Origin of the sequence: Virgibacillus salarius (genome assembly GCF_039521925.1) — a bacterium.
GTDB classification, from domain to species: Bacteria; Bacillota; Bacilli; order Bacillales; family Amphibacillaceae; genus Virgibacillus; species Virgibacillus salarius.
On the sequence record NZ_BAAACY010000109.1, the window covers coordinates 1 to 21882 of the forward strand.

Here is a 21882-nt window from a genome sequence, read left to right on the forward strand (position 1 = left end):
AGGGAAGTGGGCAGCCGGAGTGGTGGTCAAGCAGTAGCTATTATTCCATAATAGCTACTAGAGGAAGCGTGAATCTGAGCATGTAGTGATAAGGACGGAGCGAATTTTGCTCAGTTTTTCTTATCGTTGAGAAGCTAAACCTCATCATTTTTAGATTAGATGAAATTTTCAGTTATTTATGTTAAGATGAAATCGTAATTATATTCAAACGCCAAGAAAAGGAGGAGAAACATGGAGTATGCGATTAGTGGATGGACTTTCTTTTGGTTTGCTGTTCCAATGCCATTGTTGGTAGTTTGGGCTGTCGTCACTTTTTTTACAGAAAGGGGGGATGAAGACTAATGAATCCCACAATCTTAACATTTATTGTTTATTTGATAGTGATGATCCTTATCGGAATTGTAACCTATCGTATGACAAATACATTATCTGATTATGTACTTGGTGGAAGAAAATTAAATAGCTGGGTTACAGCCTTCTCGGCTTCCGCTAGTGATTTTAGTGGATGGTTGTTAATTGGATTACCTGGTGCTGCATATGCTGCTGGACTTGGCACTTGGAGTTTATGGATTGCTGTTGGTTTGGCAATTGGTGCAATGATAAATTGGCAATATGTTGCAAAACGACTTCGCATTTATACCGAATATACAAATGACTCCATTACATTACCCCAGTATTTTGAAAATCGTTTCCGTGATAACTCCCATTTGTTACGTGTTATTTCCGCTGTCTTTATTCTAGCTTTTTTTCTATTTTATACAGCCTCAGGCTTAGTTGCAGGTGCAAAACTATTCCAAGGAACCTTTGAAATGGATTATCACCTAGCACTAACTGTAGGTGCCATTATTATTGTTGCATATACGTTTCTGGGAGGTTTTTTGGCAGTAAGCTATACCGATTTTATTCAAGGTGCTCTAATGTCAGCTGCACTACTATTTACATCAATATATGGTTTGATTAAGATAGGTGGATTTGGGGAACTGTTTAATCAGCTTGGTCATATAACTCCAAGTTTAATCGATGCTTTTGCCGCTACAGATTATAGTCAAGCGGAAGGCATTCTTTGGGAATCTGCAGGTGCAATTGGGGCTGTTGGAATTATCTCAGCACTTGCGTGGGGGCTTGGTTACTTTGGTCAGCCACATATACTTGCTCGTTTTATGGCTATTCGTTCCCACAAAGAAGTGAGAAAAGCCAGGTTAATTAGTGTAACCATGGGTCTGGTCATTCCACTATATGGAGCACTCATTGTTGGAATGTTAGGGATCATTACATTTGACCAGCCACTTGCTGATTCGGAGCAAGTCTTTATTCAGCTTGTTCAAGTTGTTTATAATCCATGGGTAGCTGGGATCCTACTGGCAGCGGTTTTGGCCGCTATTATGAGTACAGTTGACTCACAACTATTGGTTTCTTCTAGTGCATTATCAGAGGATTTTTACAGAAGGTACCTCCGTAAAAATGCTAGTGAGAATGAGCTCGTCTGGGTTGGTCGTATTTCCGTATTAGTTATTGCATTGATTGCGGTATTAATCGCGTGGAATGAAACTAGTTCTGTACTTAATTTAGTTGGGTATGCATGGGCAGGTTTTGGTGCCACATTTGGCCCAGCAATATTGTTTTCTTTATTTTGGAGAAAAACTTCCCGAAATGGTGCAATAGCTGGCATTCTAGTTGGCGGGATAACAGTTTTTCTTTGGCCGTTAACTGGATCTGAACTGTACGAAATGGTACCCGGCTTTATTTTGTCTAGTATTGCCATTATCGGATGTAGCTTAGTTGGTAAGGGACCTTCCAATGAAATGCTCAAGGAATACGATAAAGTAACTGGCGTTAAATAAACTCTAGGAGTGGTACAACATGGTGCATGAAAAAATATATGGTAATACCCCTTGCTTTTTAGGTGGTTCAAAGGCAGATTTACATGACGAAAAAGTAAAAGAGAATGATGTTCTTATTTACGGAGTACCTTGGGAAGGTGCAGTTACATGGGGAGATTATACAGGTTGTGAATTAGGCCCAAAAGTCATTCGTTTAAACTCAGCTCGTTATTCTGGTTATCTACCTGAACTCGATAATGTAGATGTTTTAGAGCATTACAGGGTAGGTGATTTAGGAGATGTTGATGTTGTGCCAGCAGATACGGTAGAAACAATGAAACGAATTGAAAAATTCGCCATTAAAGTTTGGAATACAGGTAAATTTCCGATAGCTTTTGGTGGGGATCATGGGATAACCTACCCTATTGTTAAGGCATTAAGTGAAGATATTAATGGCAAAGTAGGAATAATCCACCTTGATGCCCATTACGATAATTATAAGGATTATGAAGGTGACCTTTATGCAAGAAGTACACCCTTCCATCGTATATATGAAAGTGAAAGTGTACGAAATGAAAGCATCGTGCATATGGGGATACATGGCCCACGAAACGCACCAGAGACTGGAAAGTATGCAGCAGAAGTAGGTGCGTCCACAATTACTATCCGAGATATTCGCAAATCAACAGATATAGCAGCACTTGCTAAGCATGCCTATTCCATTGCAAGTAAAGGAACAGAAGCTGTTTACTTAAGCATTTGCAGCGATGTACTTGATTTTGCTTATAATCCTGGTGGTCCTGTTGATGGGAATGGGCTTACTTCCTTTGAGCTATTGGAGCTTATTTATGCTTTTGCCAAACAGGGTGTTAGAGGAATGGATTATGTTGAAGTTTACCCACAGCAAGATACAAATGATAATTCTTCTCACTTTGTAACCTATGCAGTTCTTTATGCACTTGCCGGTAATATTATTCATGAACAGAAGCAATAGTGTAATATACAAGTCAGAATTTGGACTATAAGATCATTGATCTATAGAGTGAAACTTCAATCAGTCGGAGTTTTGTTTATCCCCACTTACCCATATTGGGTTCACTTTATTACTTGAAGTGGGGGACTGCCAGTTATATGTGGGATAAAAATCATTCAATGATCAGGTTCCCAAGAGGATAAGTTTCCTTGATAAAGGAGCGAATCCCAATTAATCGATAAATAGCTAACGTTTTCGGGTCGCTCCTTAATTCAAGGTTTAAAAAACACTTTCCAGATATATATACCTATTTTGAAGATGGGAATTCCTCCTATATACACTTGTTAGTTATAAGATTGCTTGTTACGATGACAATAATGTATGACAAAGGAGGAAACAGATTGACCAAACAGATGGTGGAAGATCTGTTGCATGCTATCACTGATGTCATGGAAGAATTAGAAGATGTAAAGACAAACAGTCGTCAGATTGATCAACTCTATACCAATCTAGAGTCAAGAATAGATCATATGGGGTTGCATATTGATGGATTAGAAAAAAATATGAAACGTATAGATAGAAAGATAGCAGTAGTAACAGAAGGTAGATTGGAAAGCGGTACAAAGAAGTTAATAGCACGAAAGGTTGTTTATTAAAAAGCGTGCATAAGCAGGCTTATTTTTTTACGTGTTTTTTGCTATGATATGAAAAAGGGGGAGAGAAATGGAGAAGTCTTCCAACGTTTTCATGGAGAAGTTAAAGGATAATCGAACCCTTATTGGCAGCCTTATTTTATTTATTACATTACTTTGGGGCTATGCATGGGTACTAATGAAAGAATCATTACAATACATGGGACCATTCACATTTTCCTCATTTCGCTTTGGTGTAGGTGCTATTACGTTACTGTTAGTAGCATGGATCTTGAAGCTCGGATTGCCTCCAAAAAAATATTGGAAACATATTGTTATCGTTGGCATTCTGCAAACAGCTATTGTCTTCTTACTAGTCATGTATGCTTTACGATTTGTAGACGCAGGGAAGTCCTCTGTTCTCTTATACTCTATGCCAATGTGGAGTAGTTTATTAGCAGTAAAATTCTTAAATGAAAAATTAAGCTTAGCTAAATCTATAGGGCTATTTATTGGTATGCTAGGACTTTTAACGATTTTAGGATGGGATATTTGGATTGGTCAATCGCCAGAAATGATAATAGGTGAGATTTTAATTATTCTTGCTGCCGTTTCATGGGCAGTGGCAAATACGTATTACCGATTAAAACTTGAAAACCTATCGCAAATACAGGTGTCAGCCTTTCAAATGTTCTTTGGAGCACTGGCTATTATGATGGTTACCCTTTTCATGGAGCATCATGAACCGTTATTAGTAAATAGTAAAAGTGTATACTACATATTATTTACAGGTGTATTTGCATCTGCACTATGCTTTACATTATGGTTTTTAATTCTTAGTTTAGTAGATATGGTTACGGCGACGATATCTACATTACTTGTTCCCATGTTTGGGCTGTTATTTAGTAGTTTTCTGCTTGGTGAAAAAATGACTTTTGGGATTCTAGGTGGGTCAGGGATGATAATTATTGGAATTATCATTGCGCAGAAAAAACGAGTACATGATACGTGATGATTATATCATTTTGGCAATTTGATAAGGGAGAGTATTATATGGGAATAGCTACTATTTATAAGAGTGTGGATGGGAAAAATAAGATTCAAGAAGCCTATGAAGATTATTTAGAAGCCTTTTCACTGCGTTTGGAGCGTGCGTATGTCAAAACACGCTTTGGAAATACGCATCTGCTAATAACCGGGCCGAAAAACGCAAAGCCACTCATTATTCTACAAGGCGGAAATGCAATTAATCCAATGACATTATATTGGTTTAAGGAGCTTTTTCATCATTATCGTATTTATGCGCCAGATACAATAGGCCATCCAGGTTATAGTGACGAAACACGTATTTCTGCAAAAGATCATAGTTTTGCCAACTGGATATCCGATATAATGGATTGGTTTCAATTGGAAAAGAGTGCATTCATTGGTCCATCCTATGGTGCAGGTATTATTCTTAGGTTGGCTACTTTCCAGCCAGAAAGAATAGCTTGTGCCGTTCTTATTAATCCCTCTGGTATTCAACTTGGTTCAAAAAAAAGATATGCTACGCCATGTAATACTTCCTTTAGTCTCTTATCATCGTAATCGTAGTGAAGCTAGCTTAACTACAATTACAAATGCATTATCTGCTGGAGTAATGACGGATCAGGATCGCCAATTGATAGGAAATATATTTTCGCACGTAAAATTGGAAAAGAATATGCCAAAATTAACAACAAGGAAGGAGTTAAGAAACTATCACTCCCCTACAATGGTTATCACAGGAGAAAGAGATATCTTTTTTCCAAATCGACGAGTAATGAAGTATGCTCAACAGATTATTCCAAACCTTATTAGCTACCATACCTTTGATATGGGGCATTTTCCATCAACAAGTAATCTTGAACAAATACAAACAGAGATTTATACATTTTTACAAGAGCAGTATTAATGTTATCTCTAAGATTTGAACGAAATTGGTTACAGCCTCTAGTAAGTGTTTAGTTTACAGGAGGCTGAACCCTTACAAGTGGAAAAAAATAGTTTAAGAAGATACCTAACTTTTGTAATTAATTATTGCTACTAAAAGAATAATAATCCAATAGAAATAGGTATGAAACTATATAATAATAGGATGACACAAAATCCCATTATATCTTTAACTTTTAATCCAGCGATAGCTAAAAGAGGTAATGCCCAGAATGGTTGGATCATGTTCGTCCATGCATCCCCCCATGCAACAGCCATCGCTGTTTTTGCTGTATCTACACCTAAGTCCAAAGCTGCTGGAATCATAATCGGACCTTGAACGGCCCATTGCCCGCCACCAGATGGTACGAAAAAATTAATAATGCCGGCACTAAGAAATGTAAACAGTGGAAAGGTAAACGCATTGGACATCTCAACAAACCATAGAGACATTTGCTCGGATAGACCAGAAGCAACCATCATTCCCATGATCCCAGCATAAAAAGGGAATTGCACAACAATACCACCGACATTTTTAACAGCGTGTGTTGCACTATTTAAAAATCGTCTTGGGGTGCGATGTAAGATAACTCCTAAGAAAAGCATAATAAAGTTAACAATATTGATATTTAAATCGAATCCGTTATTTATAAAAAAATAAATAACATATGCTAACCCCATGATGCCAATCAGGAAAGCTATCGTTTTGCTGTTTTCTAAACGGTCGGCAGGACTTTTATCTGCAACGGAATCTTTCTCGCTATTTTCGTCTATGTTATTTGTTTGCCACTCGGTTGCGTCAGAATGAATTAGTGGATGCCGTGCTTGCATTAAAAAGCGGTTGACAAAAGGTAAGGTGAATAATAGAAAACCAGCTATAAATAAATTAAAACCACTAAATAACGTTTCTGAAACAGGTACTATACCAATCGTATCTTCTAAGAAGTGGCCTGGTGTGGCAATTAATAATGGAATAGAAGCAGATAAGCCTCCATGCCACAGAAGAAATCCACTATAGGCACTTGCCATTAATACACGATAATCAACCGTTGGTACACGTTTCGCTACATGAATGGCAAAAAGAGCTCCAACTACAAGCCCGAACCCATAATTGATTAAACATGCTAAGGAAGCGATAAATGTGACTAATAGTATGGCCTGTGAAGGCGTATTTGCTAGATTACTAATCTTTTTTAACACAACTTTGACTAGTGGTGTATTTGCTAATATGTATCCAGTTACAACAATTAAGGACATTTGCATTGCAAATACAAGTAAATCCCAAAACCCTGTCCCCCAATAATCAATCATTTGCATTGGAGAACTATTAGTAAAGATAATTCCTAAAAGAAATACAGTGAATGTAAGTAGGATGGCAAATAAAAACGCATCAGGTAAAAAACGTTGTACCATTCGCTCACAAAATGCAGTGAAAGCCTTCATTCCTTTTCCTCCTTAAATTTTGTGAAATACTTAGCTTTCTCTTGAAAAGAAACCATAAACTTCCGAGTCACTCTATTATAATCATATGCTTCAGCTATAAAAATAGAAAAAATAAAAAAAACGTTTAAACATTGAAAGAATATGCCGATATAAGTAATGTAATCATAGAGATTAATGGTTACAGCCTTAACGTTAAGGACGACAGCACAGTGAATCTACTAATACTTGGTAATAACTCTATATGAGTTGTTATAGATGTGAGACATAAGGATGTGGCTCGCAAAAAATATACTTACATGGAGGTAAGGAAAAAATGATTATTAATCACAACATTGCGGCGCTAAACACGCACCGCCAACTATCAGGTAACAACAACGCAGTACAAAGCTCATTGGAGAAGCTCTCTTCAGGCTTGAAAATAAACAAAGCTGGAGACGATGCTGCAGGTCTCGCAATCTCTGAAAAAATGCGTGGCCAAATTCGTGGGCTAGAAATGGCTCAAAAGAACTCACAAGATGGGATTTCTTTAATTCAAACTGCAGAAGGCGCACTAAATGAAACTCATTCCATTCTACAACGTATGCGTGAATTGACAGTGCAAGCGTCAAGTACAGGTACTCAAGAGCCAGAAGATTTACAAGCAATCCAGGATGAAATTGATTCTTTAATTCAAGAATTAGGTGGTCAGTCTGGAAGTAAAGGTATCTCTGATCGTACAGAATTTAATGGAAAAACATTGCTTGACGGTAGCCGTACAGGTAGTGGTCAGTTAACTTTCCAAATTGGTGCTAATCAAGGACAGCAATTATCTATCGAAATCGGCGATATGAGCGCTAGTGGTTTAGGTGTTGCAGATGTTTCTGTAGTAGATGGTAGTGGTAACGCTCTAACTACTTCTGGATACGATACACTACTAGACAACATAGACAAAGCTGTAAACACTGTTTCAACTCAACGTTCAGCATTAGGTGCAGTACAAAATCGTCTTGAGCATACTATTAACAATCTTGGGGCTTCTGCTGAGAACTTAACTGCAGCTGAATCACGTATTCGTGATGTTGACATGGCTAAAGAAATGATGTCATTCACTAAGAATAACATCCTTACTCAAGCTGCGCAAAGCATGCTTGCTCAAGCTAACCAACAACCACAAGGTGTGCTACAACTTCTAAGATAAGTTACATTCAATGATGAGCTGTACGTTAAACCGACTTCATGATATGAGGTCGGTTTTTATTTTAAGTTAAGAAAGTATAAAATCAGTGCAATGACTGCGTTAAGCCAAGTAGTTATTTTGAAATGTTTGATGTATATTGGCAATGCTCCGACTAATTACTTCGCTTTCCGCGGGCACGGCCTCAACTAACTTTGCAAAGAAGAACACGTTGCAAAGTGGATTTTCGGCTCGCGCTATTCCCGCAGGAGTCTACGTAATTAGTCTCCGCTATGAGAAGGTGCAACAATTCTTGTCATAAGTAATAGGTTGACTTTTTTTACAATGGTTAAAGTGAAAATCGCTATCCGTGAGTATAAAAGCAGCTGTGTTACTTCATGCTAGCGTTGTAGAGCCTGATAATAGCGAAGGCCGGCCACTTCAACTCCTGTGGGAAATGTTTGACCTGAAGATCCACTTTTTTGAGCGGGTTTTGCTAAAAAAGTTAGCTGAAGGACAAACCCCACGGAAAGGGAAGTGGGCAGCCGGAGTGGCGGTCAAGCAGTAGCTATTATTCCCTAATAGCTACTAGAGAAAGCGTAAATCTGAGCATTTAGTGATAAGGACTGAGCGAATTTTGCTCAGTTTTTCTTATCTCTATTATTTAATTTTCTTCGTTATTTGCCGATAATAAAAGTGTAATTAGATAGGAGGATTTCATATGAAATTACTACATAAACAAACGTCCTATACGGTAGAAAATGACACTTCTGCAATTCATTTCATTTATGAAAAAGTAAATGAACTTATCCAACAAGAAAACACAGTATTCAGTCATTTAGTTATAGATAATCAAGAGGTTTATGAGGAGCATGAAGCATATATATCAAAACATCTTCAAGAGATTCTTCAAGTGGAAATTGTAACCCATAGTAAGCAGGAGATGATTTGGGAAACGATGGATTCTATTAATGATTATCTAAAACGTGCAATACCAGCACTAAAAGAGCTAATTGATGCTAGCTACCATACGTTTACGAAGCAGACATGGGAAGGGATTGATCAGTTAGCTGAAGGGATGCAATGGATCTTACAGTTTAACATGTTCACAAAAGCATCCAAAATAAAACCAGCTTATTGGGAAAATATTGAGGAGAGTGTTTCAACTTGTGAACAAGGCTTCAAAGCACTGATGGAGGGAATTGAAACAAAGGATACGGTGCTAATTTCAGATATATTATCTTATGAAGTCGTTCCTGCCTATGAATCGCTAGAGAATAATTTAGAAAAGTCACTAGAAGATAGGGAGTTATGCAAAAATGCTAATTGACAACATAGTATTGCTAAGAGCGCGATTCCCTGAAATTCGAAACTATTTTTTAGAGCATGAGAACAAGATAGAATTGAATCGACTAACCATCCTTGAATCAAAAACAGGAGCTAAAACAATTCGATACCAAACGACTGAAGGCAATCCGTTGATGATTCATAGTTTATATGATCCAATTCGTGAAGCTGAGCGAATTATAACTGCACATAGCGAGAGTATTATGGAAGATACACATGTATTTTTCTATGGTGTTGGGCTAGGATATCATATTGAAAAGTTTAAGGAAATGTATCCTAGCAATACGTATTCGATCTATGAACCTTGCCCCGAAGTATTTTTTGAATTGACACAACAAAGGAAACTTAATCAGCTAATAACAAAAAAAACATTACAACTTTATATTGATACCTATGAAAAGGAAGCAATGAGTTATTTAAAGGAATTTGTCTCTAGTAATCAAAACATTTATATTATCACTCTACCAAGTTACGAAAATCTCTTTAAGGAAAAAATGATACAATTTCGATCTAATGTTAAAAAAGTAATTACTAATCGTCGTTCGAGATTACATACAAATGAGAAATTCCAAAAAAGATGGACAATAAATAGTGTACATAACTTTAAATCTGTATTAACTACTCCTAATATGATGAAAGATATTAAGCTTGAGCAATTTAAGAGGAAACCGGCAGTGATTATCTCTGCTGGTCCATCATTAGTGGAAGATATGGAATTTATAAGGTACATTAAAAAAAATGAATTAGCAAATATTTTTTCCGTTGGATCTGCCATAAATAGTTTACTTGAGTATGACGTTATACCGGATGCAGTTTGTACGTATGCGCCTAGCGATAATAATTATAAAGTCTTTGAACGGTTAAATGATAGTGGTTTACATGATATTCCGTTAATTTATGGATCCAGTGTTGGATTTGAAACGTTGGAGAAATTTACTGGACCAAAGGTACACTTTATAACAACAGTAGATAATGTATCTCAATATTTCTTAGGTTCGCAAATTAATGCAAATGATTGTATTAATGATGCAACATCTATTGCGGTATTAATGGTACAGTTATTGTCAGAAATAGGCTGTGATCCAATAATTTTTGCAGGACAGAATTTGGCATATAAGGATGATGAACTATATGCTAAAGGAATTGGCTATACACACTTGAAGAATGGATTTAATAAAGAGATTATAAAAAAGGGAGTTCCGATTAAAGATGTGTATGGTAATGAAATTATATCAAATATTACGTTTAATAATATGAGAGAAAGTATTGAGCAAATTGTAACACATTATAAAGGCAATACCTTTATAAATACAACAAAAGGAGGAGCTGAGATTAAAGGAGTTCCTTTTTGTCCTATTGAACAAGTGATTGAAGAAGTTTTAACTCATTCAATAATCAAAGAAAAATGGTGGGAAACAGCAAATTCTTATGATCAAAGTGTATTGTCGGATAAATTAAATAGTTTAGAAAATTACATGCACCAATTTTACAATATTATTGAAAACATAAACAAATTGATTCGAAAATTAAATAAAAATATTGCTTTAAAAAATAGAATTAACTTGGAAAAAGCTTTTGGAGAATTTGATTATCTTTATTCTAATTTAAACGAAAATATGTACTATAGAAAATTTGTTGTTCCTTATGTACGAGTTCATGTGGATTTTCTAATTAATGAAATGAATCATATCGTTATGGAAGCTGATCCAATTAAAAAAGCAAATCATATTGTTGAACTGTTTACTAGGTTTATTCAGAATTGTAGGAGTGCAGGTGTAGAGTTGGAACAACTAATTAATGAACAAATAGATAGGCAATTAATTTCATCAAAGATAAATTAATTGAAATATGGTAACTAGAAGAGGTAACGAGATGAATACGATTAACATATTACATATTGCTAGTTTTAATGGGAATATTGGAGATAATGCAAATCATAATGGATTGAGAAATAAACTAGAAAAAATCCTATTTCCCAAGAAACTGAATTTTAAAGAAATTGAGATGAGGGAATTCTATCAATCATGGAACTTACGAGACTTTAACAGTAATGCGTTTATTGAACTTTGTAATGAATATCATTTGGTAATCATTGGTGGAGGGAATTTTTTTGAACTTAAATGGGATTATTCATTTACAGGAACGACTATAAATATAAGCAAAGAAACATTATTGAAAATTAGTACACCAATATTGTTTTTTGGCTTGGGATGTGATATTGCTAAGGGTGCAAGTGAAAATGCTATTTATAAATTTGATGAATTTTTATCTAACGTAACAAGCTCTGATAATTATTTAGTGTCTGTTAGAAATGATGGCTCCTATCAAACATTACAATCGTTATACGGAACGAAGTATAACGATAAAATATATCGGATAGCTGATGGAGCTTTTTTTATGACTACTGATACGTATGACTTTCCTGAGTTACAATGTAATTATCAGTCAATTGGAATCAATATTGCACGTGATATGGAATCTATTCGATTTAATAAAAATATTACCTATAAAGAATTCATCAATGGATTTTCAACTGTATTAGATACATTTCTAGAAAACAATAAATGGTATCAAATAATTTTAATTCCACATATATATAGCGATCTAACCGCTATTTCTGATCTACTTAATTACTTGAATGATAAACATAGAAGAACAAGAGTGAAAGTTGCTCCATATTTAACAGGGAGAGGCTCAGAAAGTTATATTTTTGGATTATATCAACAATGTAAATGTATATTAGGAATGAGGTTTCATAGTAATGTCTGTGCTATTGCCCATAATATACCAACTATAGCACTAAGTAGTTATAAAAAGATAAATGATTTATACCGTGAGTTATCTTTAGAAGATAGATTAGTGAATGTAAACGAGAGAGGGTTTGAAGAAGTATTGTTAAGCAAGCTTAACAATACGTTGAAAACACTAACTACATTATCAAACGAATATGCCTATAAAAATGAACAACTTAAAAAGCAAAATGATTCTTTTTATTGTGATCTAAAGAATTGGCTAGAGAGAAAGGGAATTTTATAGTTAATTTTATTCATAGAACAAATTGTAACATGCTACAGCAATATAATGGTAGCTCTAAATTCCCAAGCAGACAGATTAGTATCAGCTATCTACTTGGGAGTATTTCAGTTATCTTTCATGATATAAATCATAGAAAAGTTCTACATCTTTTAAATCGTCTATATCCAAATCGAATTTTTCTTCCATGATATATGAATATTTGTTATCATTTAAGCTAGTATTGCTGTGAAGTGTAGCAGTATTATTTATATAAATTGCTCCATTTACTTTATACACCTCAGGAAAGTCCTGTCTTCTTAATGTACTCGTCTTGTTTATGATATTTTCTAATTTATTGTTCTTGTTTATAGTTCTCATTAAAATTGGGTGCTCTTTAACTTTCGTAACACTAACAAGACTTTCATGGTTATTATTAATAACACTTTCAATAGCCTCATCTATATGCCAATGTTTTCGTAGTGGTTGTGTTGGTTGTAAAACGACTACATAGTCGTAATTATATCCACGTTCTTTTTGTTTTTCCACAACATGCATAACTGTATCAATGGTTCTTGAATGATCTTGCGCTAATTTTTCTGGTCTTAGATATGGAACGTTAGCGCCAAGATTGATGGAAATTTGCGCTATTTCTTTATCATCAGTAGATACGATTATTTCATCTAAATAGTTTGATAACAGGGCTTCATCAATTGTATATTGTATTAATGGTTTATTGTGAATCGGTATGATATTCTTCCGTGGGATACCTTTAGAACCACCTCTTGCTGGTATTATAGCTAAAATTTGTTTTCCTTTATACATTTGTTACACCCACTAAATTGGTATCTATAAATTTTTTTTGTATGGGAATATTCCATATACTTTCATCCTCTAGTAGGTTAATAAATTTCTTATGACTAGTACCGTCACCAAAATTTAAATTTCTACTAGTTGGATGTTTAATGGAAGATATGGCATTTCCAATTTGTTGCTTTTCTTCCTCAATACTAATGATGATATCTTGAAATTTAGTAGGGTCATACCTTCCCTGCTGTCTGTTTCCTATATTTATCGATGGTATGCCATAAATACTAGCTTCTCTAATCCCAGCACTTGAATTTCCAATTATAAACTGTGCATGTTTAAGTAATGTTAAGAAATATTCAAATCGCATGGAAGGGTAGACTTTAATATTATCAATCTCTTTAAATCTATTATATTCTTTAATAATAATATGGTTGCCTTCATCATTATTTGGATAAATTACAATAAAATTCTGATTTGATTCAATCAGTGAATCTACCAGGTTGTTAACGTGGCAAGATAATTTATCTAATTCTGTTGTTACTGGATGATACATTACGATAGCATATGCCCCAAAATTAATATCATATCTATCTTTAACCATTGCCAATGACGGTAAATCATCAGAAAGCATTATGTCAATATCAGGTGAACCAATAATATGTATAGTTTCTTCTTTTTCACCTAACTGTAATATTCTTCTTCTCGCTTCTTCATTACTTACTAAGTGAATATGAGAGAATTTGGTTATCGCATGCCGAATTGATTCATCGATAGTTCCTGAGACTTCTCCACCTTCAATGTGTGCAACACGAATATTATTAAAGGCTCCGACTATAGCTCCAGCTAATGCTTCTAGTCTATCACCATGTATGATAATTAGATCAGGTTTATTTTCTTGTACGTAGTTACTAATTCCGGAAATCGTATTGCTTAGTGTAATATCCATGTGTGATCTATCGTTCTGGTTAATGTACAGGTACATATTCTTAAATCCGTCTTTTTCTATTTCCTTCCATGTTGAACCATATTTCTCTAACATATGCATACCAGTAACAAACACGTATAATTCAAAGGAATCACTTTTTTCAACTTCATTCATTAAAGATTTAATTTTCCCGTAGTCTGCTCGAGTACCTGTAATGAAAAGTATTTTCTTTTTTTTACTCATTTCCATCAGTTTATATCACTCCATGACAAGTGCTCATCTATATCTATATCTCGATTAACGGTTTTCCCAAGGATATCTTTGTAATGTTCCGCTTTTATATCTCCTGTACCTGGTCTTTTAACCCAAATATTGTCTTTTGTGAGCGTATTACCAGATTTTAGTTCTTTGGTAGTAACAACTGTTGCAAAGGCAAAATCAATTGTTACTTTTTCTTCATCTGCAGATTTTTTGTCTCCTCCCCGCATTTTAAATATTTGTGAAGTTCCTTCTATCAATTCGCCTAGTTGATTTGGATCCATGGAACAAACAATATCAGGTCCTTTTCTAGACATACGATCTGTAAAGTGTCTTTCTAAAATAGAGGCACCTAATGCGCTAGCTGCTAAACAAGCATTATTATTAGTAGTATGATCGGAAAGTCCGATAATAGCATTAGGGAATTCCTTTTCCAATTGCTCCATACCTCCAAGTCTTACAAGTTCAGGAGGAGTTGGATATAAGTTTGTGCAATGCAATAGAGCGTATGGTATATTGTTTCTTTCTAGAATAGATACGGTTTTCTTTATACTGTCAATATTATTCATTCCTGTAGAAACAATCATGGGTTTGCCAAAGGAACAAATGTGCTCAATTAATGGATAATTATTACATTCTCCTGATCCAATTTTGTAAGCTTGAACATCCATTGCTTCTAATCGATTAGCTGCGGCTCGTGAAAATGGAGTACTGAGGAAGATCATTCCTTTACTTTCAACATAGCTCTTTAGCTCACGTTCATCTGCTTCATTTAAGGCACATCGCTCCATCACCTCATAAATGGAAACGTCTGTATTTCCTGGTATGACGTTTTTAGCTTCTTTACTCATTTCATCAGTAACCACGTGCGTTTGATGTTTAATTATTTCGGCACCCACATTATAAGCAGCATCTACCATTTTTTTTGCAATATCTATATTCCCTTCATGATTAATACCAATTTCTGCAATAACTATAGGTTTGAAATCTTTACCAATTTTACGATTTCCTATTTTTAAGTAAGGGTGAGTCATGGTTATACCTCCGTATAGGTCGTTGTTACATTCCCTTATATTAGGGGGAATGTTTAATCATGTATTTCTTTTTATATCGACAAATTACTACATATTTAAAATGTAGTTAAGAAATAAAATAATCCCAGTCCATATAAATTCATTACAACTGATCGATTTATCACTTTTAGACAATAGGTTTTTAACTAGCAAACGGTTATAGGGTCGGTTTCTTGATCTAATAAGTAAAACCAATTTTATTAATTCTTGTATTCAAAAAAGGGCTGCTTTTAAGGCAGCCCCTTCGGAAGTCAATCCATTAACTATAAGGATATTGTCGTGCTTTATGTTGTATACTAATCCATTTAAATGTTGTGAAGGCATCTAAGCTCCACTCTCCATTTAATCGGCCAAGTCCAGAATTTTTCACACCACCGAAGGCAACATTTGGTTCGTCGTTAATCGTACCATCATTAATATGGATCATACCAGTATCCATTTGCTTTGCGAGCTCTGCTCCTCGTTCCACATCTCTTGTGTGAATGGCTCCACTTAATCCATAATCACTTTTATTGGCATAAGCAATAACCTCTTCATCACTGGAAACTTTCATTATCGATATGACTGGAGCAAATAGCTCCTCATTTGCTAATGTCATGTCTGGTGTAACATCTGTAAATACTACTGGTTCCACAACATTTCCTTTAACTCCTCCGTGGACAATCGGCGTTGCACCTTCCTCAATTCCTTTTTCAATCAAATTCACGGTATTTTTCACTTGTTGCTCATTGATAAGTGGTCCAATAATTGTAGTTGGATCACTTGGGTCGCCGCAAGTTAATGTTGATACTTTTGCTTGATATTTTTCTACAAATTCGTCATACACGTCTTCATGAACAATTAAGCGATTTGCAGACATACAAATTTGTCCTTGATGGGTGAAACGACTAAAAACTGCAGCACTTACTGCTAAATCCATATCAGCGTCGTCAAGAACAACAAGAGCACTGTTACCACCTAACTCTAAATGAGCTTCCTTTAAGTTTTTTCCAGCCACTGCACCGATATGTTTTCCAACTTTTGTAGATCCAGTAAAAGAAATAGCTCGTGGAATTGGATGTTCCACAAAATAATCGCCAATTTCAGCAATTTCCGTAGTAATGACATTTAATAATCCCTTTGGTAATCCAGCGTCTTCAAAAATTTTGGCAATCATTGTTCCACCAGTAATCGCTGTATGCTCATGTGGTTTCAATACGACGCCATTACCAGATGCTAATGCTGTAGCTACTGATTTCATGGAGAGAAAGAATGGAAAATTAAATGGACTAATTACACCAACTACTCCAACAGGTACACGATACACTCTATTTTCCTTATGATCAATTGGTGAAGTTAATATTTTTCCATCCATACGAAATGGAAAAGTGGAAGCCTCTTTTATTATATTTGTTACGAGCCCGATTTCGAATTCAGCCTTTAGTCGGGTTCCACCAATTTCTTCAATAATAATGGATACAATCGATTCATGGTTACTTTCAATGAAATGTACAGCCTTTTCAAACACTTCTCGCTGCGTAGTTGGATTAGTATTTGCCCACTGTTTTTGTACGGAGGCTGAAGCTTGATAAGCCTGATTCAAATCATCTGTAGTTGCAGCTTTGTAAGTAGCAATAATTTCTCCGTTATATGGATTTTTATTCTCCATTATTGTGGTTGATGAACCTTCACGCCATGTTCCGTTAATGTATTGACTGTTTAATTTTTTGAAATCCATTTGTATCACTCCTTGTTTAATTTTTTAGTTGAATGTTCTCTTTCGCTAATTGTGCCAATGTGTGTATGTTCCCATTTATTTCCTGCATTGTGGCAGTTAGCTCTTCGATCGCTGCCGATTGACTGTCTGATTCTAAGTTGGCATCCTGAATATAGGTATCGAGATTAGATATTACTTCCTTAATATTATCCGTAATGGTGTGTATTTCTGTTACCTGGTCTTTTGAATTAGCTGCCATATTTCTAATTTCATCTGCTACAACAGAAAATCCTCTTCCGTGTTCCCCAGCTCTCGCTGATTCAATTGCTGCATTAAGCCCTAATAAATTACTTTGATCGGCTATCCCCTTGACAACATTTGATACTTTTTCAATGGTATCAACGCGATTTGTGACTTCTGTAGCTTTTTCTGAAATAAAGGACATGTTACTGGCAAGCCCGGTAATGGACTCAGCCATATCTTGAATCGTATTAGTCACATCATCAAACACGGCAGATAAATTTGTTGCAACTTCCGATAGCTGATTTGCTTTTTCAACACTTAGGCCTACTCCTACACCACCAATAACATTTCCTTCTTCGTCGTGTAGAGGAATAGCTCGAGCAATTAGGTTTACGCCGAATAGTTCTGCAGGGACAATGGCTGCTTGATTTTTATTCTCTAAAATAGCATTTGTAACAATATCCCCTTCTACTAAAGGGTCACCAGGATTTACATTAAGCGAGAATGTTTCCGCTGGAAAGTTGATCACTAACTTTTCTGTATCATAAATTCCAATTGTTATATCATCATTTATTAAGCTTTGTAAAAATGGTCCAACGGTGACAAAAGATTGTAATAATGGATGAATATTTGTTTCTGCTAATTTTTCAGCATTGGCAAAGGTCATATTTTTCACTCCTGTCTTTATTTCAATTTGTTGTTAATAATTGTACGTCATTATTATCGGTAAAAATGCCTAGAATTAAAGAGACATAAGAAATTATTAACAGTTTTTACACATATGCAATAGATATATAGACTTATAAAAAAGCACATATTTCCAATTTTATCTTTATCATTTTAAAAATCCTGCCGATAACAATGGTATACAAAAATGAACATGACATGGTTGATAAGGGCAAACTTTTCGAAAGGGGAGGACGCAAAGCCTAGGGTCTAAGGATTCTATCTATGATCGCCTGGTTGCCAAGTATTTTCTTTTATTTGTTTCTTCTTATATAGAAGTGACACTTTTCCTACATCAGCTAGGTGAGGTGTTCACAACTATAAATAAAAGAGGTTTTTTGGCTATTCGTTATCAGGATAGCTTTTTTGATGGAAAGTTATGTAATTTGAACAGGAGGATTAAATGTGGACAAAACATCTATTATAGGAATCTTTTTAGGAATTATTGCAGTTGGCGTAGGAATGGTATTAAAAGGAGTTGATCTGGTTGCACTCGTTAATCCAGCGGCTATATTAATTATTTTTATAGGTACTGCTGCATCTGTTTGTATTGCTTTTCCAATGAGTACACTTAAAAAGATTCCAGCTTTAGTGAAAATTATTTTTTCGGATAAACAACAATATAATCATAGAGAAGTAGTTGAGATGTTTACACAATTAGCTGATCAAACGAGAAAAGAAGGTCTATTGTCATTAGAAAAGCAGCTAAAGGAAATTGATGATCCTTTTTTACAGTCTGGCTTACAGTTCGTAGTAGATGGACAGTCTCCTGAGTTTATTCGAGAAGTTATGCTAGAGAAAATTAATGCTATGGAAGACAGACATCAGGAGGGAGTTGCTGTTTTCTCTCAAGCAGGTACATATGCGCCGACCTTAGGTGTGTTAGGGGCAGTAATTGGGTTGATAGCTGCATTAGGTGATATGCAGAATATGGATGTGCTTGGACATGCTATATCCGCTGCGTTTATTGCCACTTTGTTAGGTATTTTTTCAGGATATGTACTTTGGCATCCTTTTGCAAATAAGCTTAGAGAAAAATCGAAAAAAGAAGTGCAAATAAAGGAGATCATGCTGGAAGGAATGTTATCTATTACAGTTGGTAATTCTGCAATGGTTGTACAAGATAAACTAGGCTCGTATTTGTCAACGAAGGAATTTGCTTCCTTAAAAAAGGATGAGACAGATGCGTAGAAATAGACAGCGAAAACAACATCATATTGATGAATCATGGTTACTTCCCTATTCCGATTTATTAACATTATTGCTTGCTCTATTCATCGTATTATTTGCAATGAGTGAGGTTGATACACAAAAATACAAAGAATTATCACGTGTGTTTCAAAATGAGTTTTCTGGAGGACAAGGTATCTTAGAGGAGAGTAATCATTCTATTGAACTCCCAAATAAAGTTGATGAGGACAACAAAGAAGAAGAGAAACAATTAACACCAAATGAACAGGAACTAAAGGATTTACAAGAAGTACAGAATCAAATGAATAAATATATTGCTGAAAAAGGGCTCCATGATAAATTAGACACAAAACTGACAGATGAAGGATTGTTAATATCTATATTAAACGATATATCATTTGATTCTGGGAGTGCTGAGGTTTCGACGAATGGTAAGCAAATTGCGGAGGAAGTATCAGAGTTTCTTTATACGGACCCGCCCCATCAAGTGGTAGTTAGTGGTCATACGGATGATCGCCCAATTAATTATGCCGAATTTACTTCAAACTGGGAATTAAGTGTGACTCGAGCTGTCAATTTCATGCATTTATTATTAAAAAATGAAAAACTAGATCCAACTAAATTTAGCGCTAAAGGGTATGGACCGCATCAACCAGCTGTACCTAATTCAAGCGAGAAAAATCGCGCGAAAAATAGACGAGTTGAAGTTCTTATATTACCGAATTATGAAATTGATACACAGAACATTGATCGGAATAAAAACAACTAGTTTTGTAAATCAGGAGGAACAGAATTGAAAAAAGTATTGACATTTAAGAGCATAAAAATGAAGTTGTTCGTTGCGTTTTCTGTCATCATCATATTGGTACTATTGCTAGGCATTACAAATTTTATTGGTATGAAACAGAGCAATGCAAACACAAAAGAGATAATAAAAGAAGAAATGCAGCTATTAGTGGCAGATGAACAGCTGGCTATAAATATGGCTGAACGGACAAGTCAAATCCGCGGATATTTGTTATATGGTGAAGATAAATACAAACAGAACTTTAAGGATACAGTGGAAGAAACAATCAAGCTTGAGAATTTTGTGTTGGATCACGCAGATTCAAAGCAAGTAAAATCTTTAATGGATAAAAAAATTGAGTGGGGCCATCTAACGGATAAAGTTTTTAAGGAGTATGATAGTGGAGACAAAGAAAAAGCAATGCTCATTATGACGAGCCAGGTGCAGCCACTTGCAAATGATTTGATAAGTGGATTTAAGGATTTAGCAGCAGATAAAGAAAGAACTATCAATAGCATGGGAGAGTCGATGATTGAAACAGGCAATTCCTTACTTATAATTGGTATAGTGGTTACTGCAGTAGTCATTATACTAGGAGCCTTGATTGCATTAATTACATCAAATTCAATTACGAGGCCATTGCAATTAGTTAAGCAGCGAATGAATATTATTGCCGAAGGAAAGCTTAACCATGAACCGTTGGTGGTTAAAACAAAAGATGAAATTGGGCAACTGACCAATGCAGCTAATACCATGAATGCTAATTTAAAGGAACTCCTATCTAAAGTGAAACAAGTTTCTTCAAAAGTAAATGACCAAAGTGAAGCATTAACACAGGCGGCTAATGAAGTTCAACAAGGTACAGAGCAAGTTGCTGTAACTATGCAGGAATTAGCATCAGGTTCGGAAGGACAAGCTAGTCATGCAGGAAACTTGGCAAGTATGATGCATGATTTTGATCGAAGTATTCAGGAAGTAAATACGAGTAGCGAAATGATTCAGAATGCTTCTATTGAAATATTAGATCAAACGGAAGCTGGACAGGTTACTATGGTATCTACAAAGGACCAAGTTAGGAAAGTTGATCAAATTGTGAAGGATGCTGTCCAGCGAGTAGAAGGATTGGATACTAAGTCGCAGCAAATATCTAATTTAGTAACAGTAATTAGTGACATAGCAGAGCAAACAAATCTACTTGCATTGAATGCAGCAATTGAAGCAGCAAGAGCAGGTGAACATGGCCAAGGTTTTTCTGTCGTAGCGGACGAAGTTCGAAAGCTTGCAGAACAGGTTTCCTCGTCGTTAGATGAAATAACAAATGCCGTGGGAGATATTCAATCAGAGTCACAATTTGTAGTAACTACCCTACAAACAAGTTATCGAGAAGTAGAAGAGGGAACAGGTCAAATGGAGTCGACCGAAGAAACATTTAATACGATCTATACCTCTGTTAAACATATGACCGAACAAATTAGAGCAGTGAAAAATCACTTAGTAGGAATTGCTGAAAGTAGTAAAGAAATGAATGGTTCAGTAAGTGAAATTGCAGCTATTTCACAGGAATCAGCAGCTGGTGTGGAGCAAACTTCTGCTTCGACTCAACAAACCAGTAGTTCAATGGAAGAAGTTGCCGCTAACGCTGACCAACTAGCGGATTTAGCTGATGAATTAAATATGTTAATTAAACGATTTAATTTGTAGTATTATACAGGTTAAAGAAAGTAATACATGGAATGATCTTGTTGTATATAAATAAAGAGATACTACCCCAGATTGGAGTAACAGCAAGCTCTAAACAAGCGGAATAAATAGAAAAACATGGTAATATATCATGTTTTTTTAT

At 35.3% G+C, this 21882-nt stretch carries 20 protein-coding genes and 1 riboswitch; of the genes, 14 read left to right on the plus strand and 6 right to left on the minus strand.

Annotated elements, in window-relative coordinates; genetic code table 11:
* Positions 1-341: 341 nt before the first annotated feature.
* The 6 genes from putP (at position 342) to ABDZ84_RS14100 (ending at position 5358) form a co-directional block, all read left to right on the plus strand.
* A complete protein-coding gene (putP, locus tag ABDZ84_RS14075; RefSeq protein ID WP_026679680.1) occupies positions 342-1841 on the plus strand; it encodes a sodium/proline symporter PutP in 1500 nt (499 codons plus the stop codon).
* Between the two features lie 19 nt (positions 1842-1860).
* Positions 1861-2814 (plus strand): agmatinase family protein, encoded by a 954-nt coding sequence (locus tag ABDZ84_RS14080; protein WP_026679679.1) that lies wholly within the window; start codon positions 1861-1863, stop codon positions 2812-2814.
* Positions 2815-3194: 380 nt separating this feature from the next.
* The gene (locus tag ABDZ84_RS14085; RefSeq protein ID WP_026679678.1) at positions 3195-3449 is read left to right on the plus strand and encodes a hypothetical protein; all 255 of its coding nucleotides are present in this window, start codon (positions 3195-3197) and stop codon (positions 3447-3449) included.
* A gap of 67 nt (positions 3450-3516) precedes the next feature.
* Complete coding sequence (locus ABDZ84_RS14090) at positions 3517-4437, plus strand: DMT family transporter (protein WP_051388223.1); 921 nt, start codon at positions 3517-3519, stop codon at positions 4435-4437.
* Between the two features lie 41 nt (positions 4438-4478).
* Complete coding sequence (locus tag ABDZ84_RS14095) at positions 4479-5012, plus strand: alpha/beta fold hydrolase (protein WP_258469452.1); 534 nt, start codon at positions 4479-4481, stop codon at positions 5010-5012.
* Positions 4969-5358 carry an alpha/beta fold hydrolase gene (locus ABDZ84_RS14100; RefSeq protein ID WP_258469451.1) on the plus strand — a complete coding sequence of 130 codons (390 nt, stop codon included), beginning with the start codon at positions 4969-4971 and terminating at the stop codon, positions 5356-5358. Before ABDZ84_RS14095 ends, ABDZ84_RS14100 begins: the two co-directional genes overlap by 44 nt.
* 131 nt (positions 5359-5489) lie before the next feature.
* Here the strand turns inward: ABDZ84_RS14100 and ABDZ84_RS14105 are convergent, their stop codons facing one another.
* Complete coding sequence (locus ABDZ84_RS14105) at positions 5490-6818, minus strand: short-chain fatty acid transporter (protein ID WP_026679677.1); 1329 nt, start codon at positions 6816-6818, stop codon at positions 5490-5492.
* A 313-nt stretch (positions 6819-7131) separates the two neighbouring features.
* Between ABDZ84_RS14105 and hag the strand changes: the two genes are divergently transcribed.
* The 5 genes from hag to ABDZ84_RS14130 all read left to right on the plus strand — a co-directional run bounded on the left by hag (position 7132) and on the right by ABDZ84_RS14130 (position 12354).
* Entirely contained in the window at positions 7132-7995 is an 864-nt protein-coding gene (hag, locus tag ABDZ84_RS14110) for a flagellin Hag (protein ID WP_026679676.1), read from the plus strand.
* Positions 7996-8341: 346 nt separating this feature from the next.
* Positions 8342-8539: a hypothetical protein gene (locus ABDZ84_RS14115; protein ID WP_121604505.1), complete on the plus strand. Its 198-nt coding sequence runs from the start codon at positions 8342-8344 to the stop codon at positions 8537-8539.
* Positions 8540-8692: 153 nt separating this feature from the next.
* The gene (locus ABDZ84_RS14120; RefSeq protein ID WP_026679945.1) at positions 8693-9301 is read left to right on the plus strand and encodes a DUF8042 domain-containing protein; all 609 of its coding nucleotides are present in this window, start codon (positions 8693-8695) and stop codon (positions 9299-9301) included.
* A complete protein-coding gene (locus ABDZ84_RS14125; RefSeq protein WP_343781970.1) occupies positions 9291-11159 on the plus strand; it encodes a motility associated factor glycosyltransferase family protein in 1869 nt (622 codons plus the stop codon). The genes ABDZ84_RS14120 and ABDZ84_RS14125 overlap by 11 nt, the downstream gene beginning before the upstream one ends.
* Before the next feature lie 31 nt (positions 11160-11190).
* Positions 11191-12354: a polysaccharide pyruvyl transferase family protein gene (locus ABDZ84_RS14130; protein WP_343781972.1), complete on the plus strand. Its 1164-nt coding sequence runs from the start codon at positions 11191-11193 to the stop codon at positions 12352-12354.
* A gap of 108 nt (positions 12355-12462) precedes the next feature.
* Here ABDZ84_RS14130 and ABDZ84_RS14135 read toward each other — a convergent pair whose 3' ends face one another.
* The 5 genes from ABDZ84_RS14135 to ABDZ84_RS14155 form a co-directional block, all read right to left on the minus strand.
* Positions 12463-13155 (minus strand): acylneuraminate cytidylyltransferase family protein, encoded by a 693-nt coding sequence (locus tag ABDZ84_RS14135; protein ID WP_121605693.1) that lies wholly within the window; start codon positions 13153-13155, stop codon positions 12463-12465.
* Positions 13148-14314, minus strand: a complete 1167-nt coding sequence (neuC, locus tag ABDZ84_RS14140; RefSeq protein ID WP_228088987.1) for a UDP-N-acetylglucosamine 2-epimerase — start codon at positions 14312-14314, stop codon at positions 13148-13150. The genes ABDZ84_RS14135 and neuC overlap by 8 nt, the downstream gene beginning before the upstream one ends.
* Positions 14314-15357, minus strand: a complete 1044-nt coding sequence (locus ABDZ84_RS14145) for an N-acetylneuraminate synthase family protein (protein WP_343781976.1) — start codon at positions 15355-15357, stop codon at positions 14314-14316. The genes neuC and ABDZ84_RS14145 overlap by 1 nt, the downstream gene beginning before the upstream one ends.
* Before the next feature lie 298 nt (positions 15358-15655).
* Positions 15656-17113, minus strand: coding sequence for an aldehyde dehydrogenase family protein (locus tag ABDZ84_RS14150; RefSeq protein ID WP_121605692.1), 1458 nt, complete (start codon positions 17111-17113; stop codon positions 15656-15658).
* 16 nt (positions 17114-17129) lie between these two features.
* A complete protein-coding gene (locus tag ABDZ84_RS14155) occupies positions 17130-18002 on the minus strand; it encodes a methyl-accepting chemotaxis protein (protein ID WP_034678428.1) in 873 nt (290 codons plus the stop codon).
* A gap of 220 nt (positions 18003-18222) precedes the next feature.
* Positions 18223-18306: riboswitch (cyclic di-GMP riboswitch) on the plus strand.
* 160 nt (positions 18307-18466) lie between these two features.
* Between ABDZ84_RS14155 and motA the strand changes: the two genes are divergently transcribed.
* Genes motA through ABDZ84_RS14170 form a run of 3 tightly spaced genes read left to right on the plus strand, consistent with a single transcriptional unit; the run spans position 18467 to position 21740 of the window.
* Complete coding sequence (motA, locus tag ABDZ84_RS14160) at positions 18467-19252, plus strand: flagellar motor stator protein MotA (RefSeq protein WP_026679938.1); 786 nt, start codon at positions 18467-18469, stop codon at positions 19250-19252.
* Positions 19245-20021 (plus strand): flagellar motor protein MotB, encoded by a 777-nt coding sequence (gene motB, locus ABDZ84_RS14165; protein ID WP_026679937.1) that lies wholly within the window; start codon positions 19245-19247, stop codon positions 20019-20021. The genes motA and motB overlap by 8 nt, the downstream gene beginning before the upstream one ends.
* A gap of 24 nt (positions 20022-20045) precedes the next feature.
* A complete protein-coding gene (locus ABDZ84_RS14170) occupies positions 20046-21740 on the plus strand; it encodes a methyl-accepting chemotaxis protein (RefSeq protein ID WP_026679936.1) in 1695 nt (564 codons plus the stop codon).
* Positions 21741-21882 lie beyond the last annotated feature (142 nt).

Bases quoted from the DNA above. Each gene is read 5' to 3' on its own strand.
- putP (WP_026679680.1), top strand. From the start codon at position 342: ATGAATCCCACAATCTTAACATTTATTGTTTATTTGATAGTGATGATC.
- ABDZ84_RS14080 (WP_026679679.1), top strand. From the start codon at position 1,861: ATGGTGCATGAAAAAATATATGGTAATACCCCTTGCTTTTTAGGTGGT.
- ABDZ84_RS14090 (WP_051388223.1), top strand. From the start codon at position 3,517: ATGGAGAAGTCTTCCAACGTTTTCATGGAGAAGTTAAAGGATAATCGA.
- ABDZ84_RS14095 (WP_258469452.1), top strand. From the start codon at position 4,479: ATGGGAATAGCTACTATTTATAAGAGTGTGGATGGGAAAAATAAGATT.
- ABDZ84_RS14100 (WP_258469451.1), top strand. From the start codon at position 4,969: ATGCTACGCCATGTAATACTTCCTTTAGTCTCTTATCATCGTAATCGT.
- ABDZ84_RS14105 (WP_026679677.1), bottom strand. From the start codon at position 6,818: ATGAAGGCTTTCACTGCATTTTGTGAGCGAATGGTACAACGTTTTTTA.
- hag (WP_026679676.1), top strand. From the start codon at position 7,132: ATGATTATTAATCACAACATTGCGGCGCTAAACACGCACCGCCAACTA.
- ABDZ84_RS14120 (WP_026679945.1), top strand. From the start codon at position 8,693: ATGAAATTACTACATAAACAAACGTCCTATACGGTAGAAAATGACACT.
- ABDZ84_RS14125 (WP_343781970.1), top strand. From the start codon at position 9,291: ATGCTAATTGACAACATAGTATTGCTAAGAGCGCGATTCCCTGAAATT.
- ABDZ84_RS14130 (WP_343781972.1), top strand. From the start codon at position 11,191: ATGAATACGATTAACATATTACATATTGCTAGTTTTAATGGGAATATT.
- ABDZ84_RS14135 (WP_121605693.1), bottom strand. From the start codon at position 13,155: ATGTATAAAGGAAAACAAATTTTAGCTATAATACCAGCAAGAGGTGGT.
- neuC (WP_228088987.1), bottom strand. From the start codon at position 14,314: ATGGAAATGAGTAAAAAAAAGAAAATACTTTTCATTACAGGTACTCGA.
- ABDZ84_RS14145 (WP_343781976.1), bottom strand. From the start codon at position 15,357: ATGACTCACCCTTACTTAAAAATAGGAAATCGTAAAATTGGTAAAGAT.
- ABDZ84_RS14150 (WP_121605692.1), bottom strand. From the start codon at position 17,113: ATGGATTTCAAAAAATTAAACAGTCAATACATTAACGGAACATGGCGT.
- ABDZ84_RS14155 (WP_034678428.1), bottom strand. From the start codon at position 18,002: ATGACCTTTGCCAATGCTGAAAAATTAGCAGAAACAAATATTCATCCA.
- motB (WP_026679937.1), top strand. From the start codon at position 19,245: ATGCGTAGAAATAGACAGCGAAAACAACATCATATTGATGAATCATGG.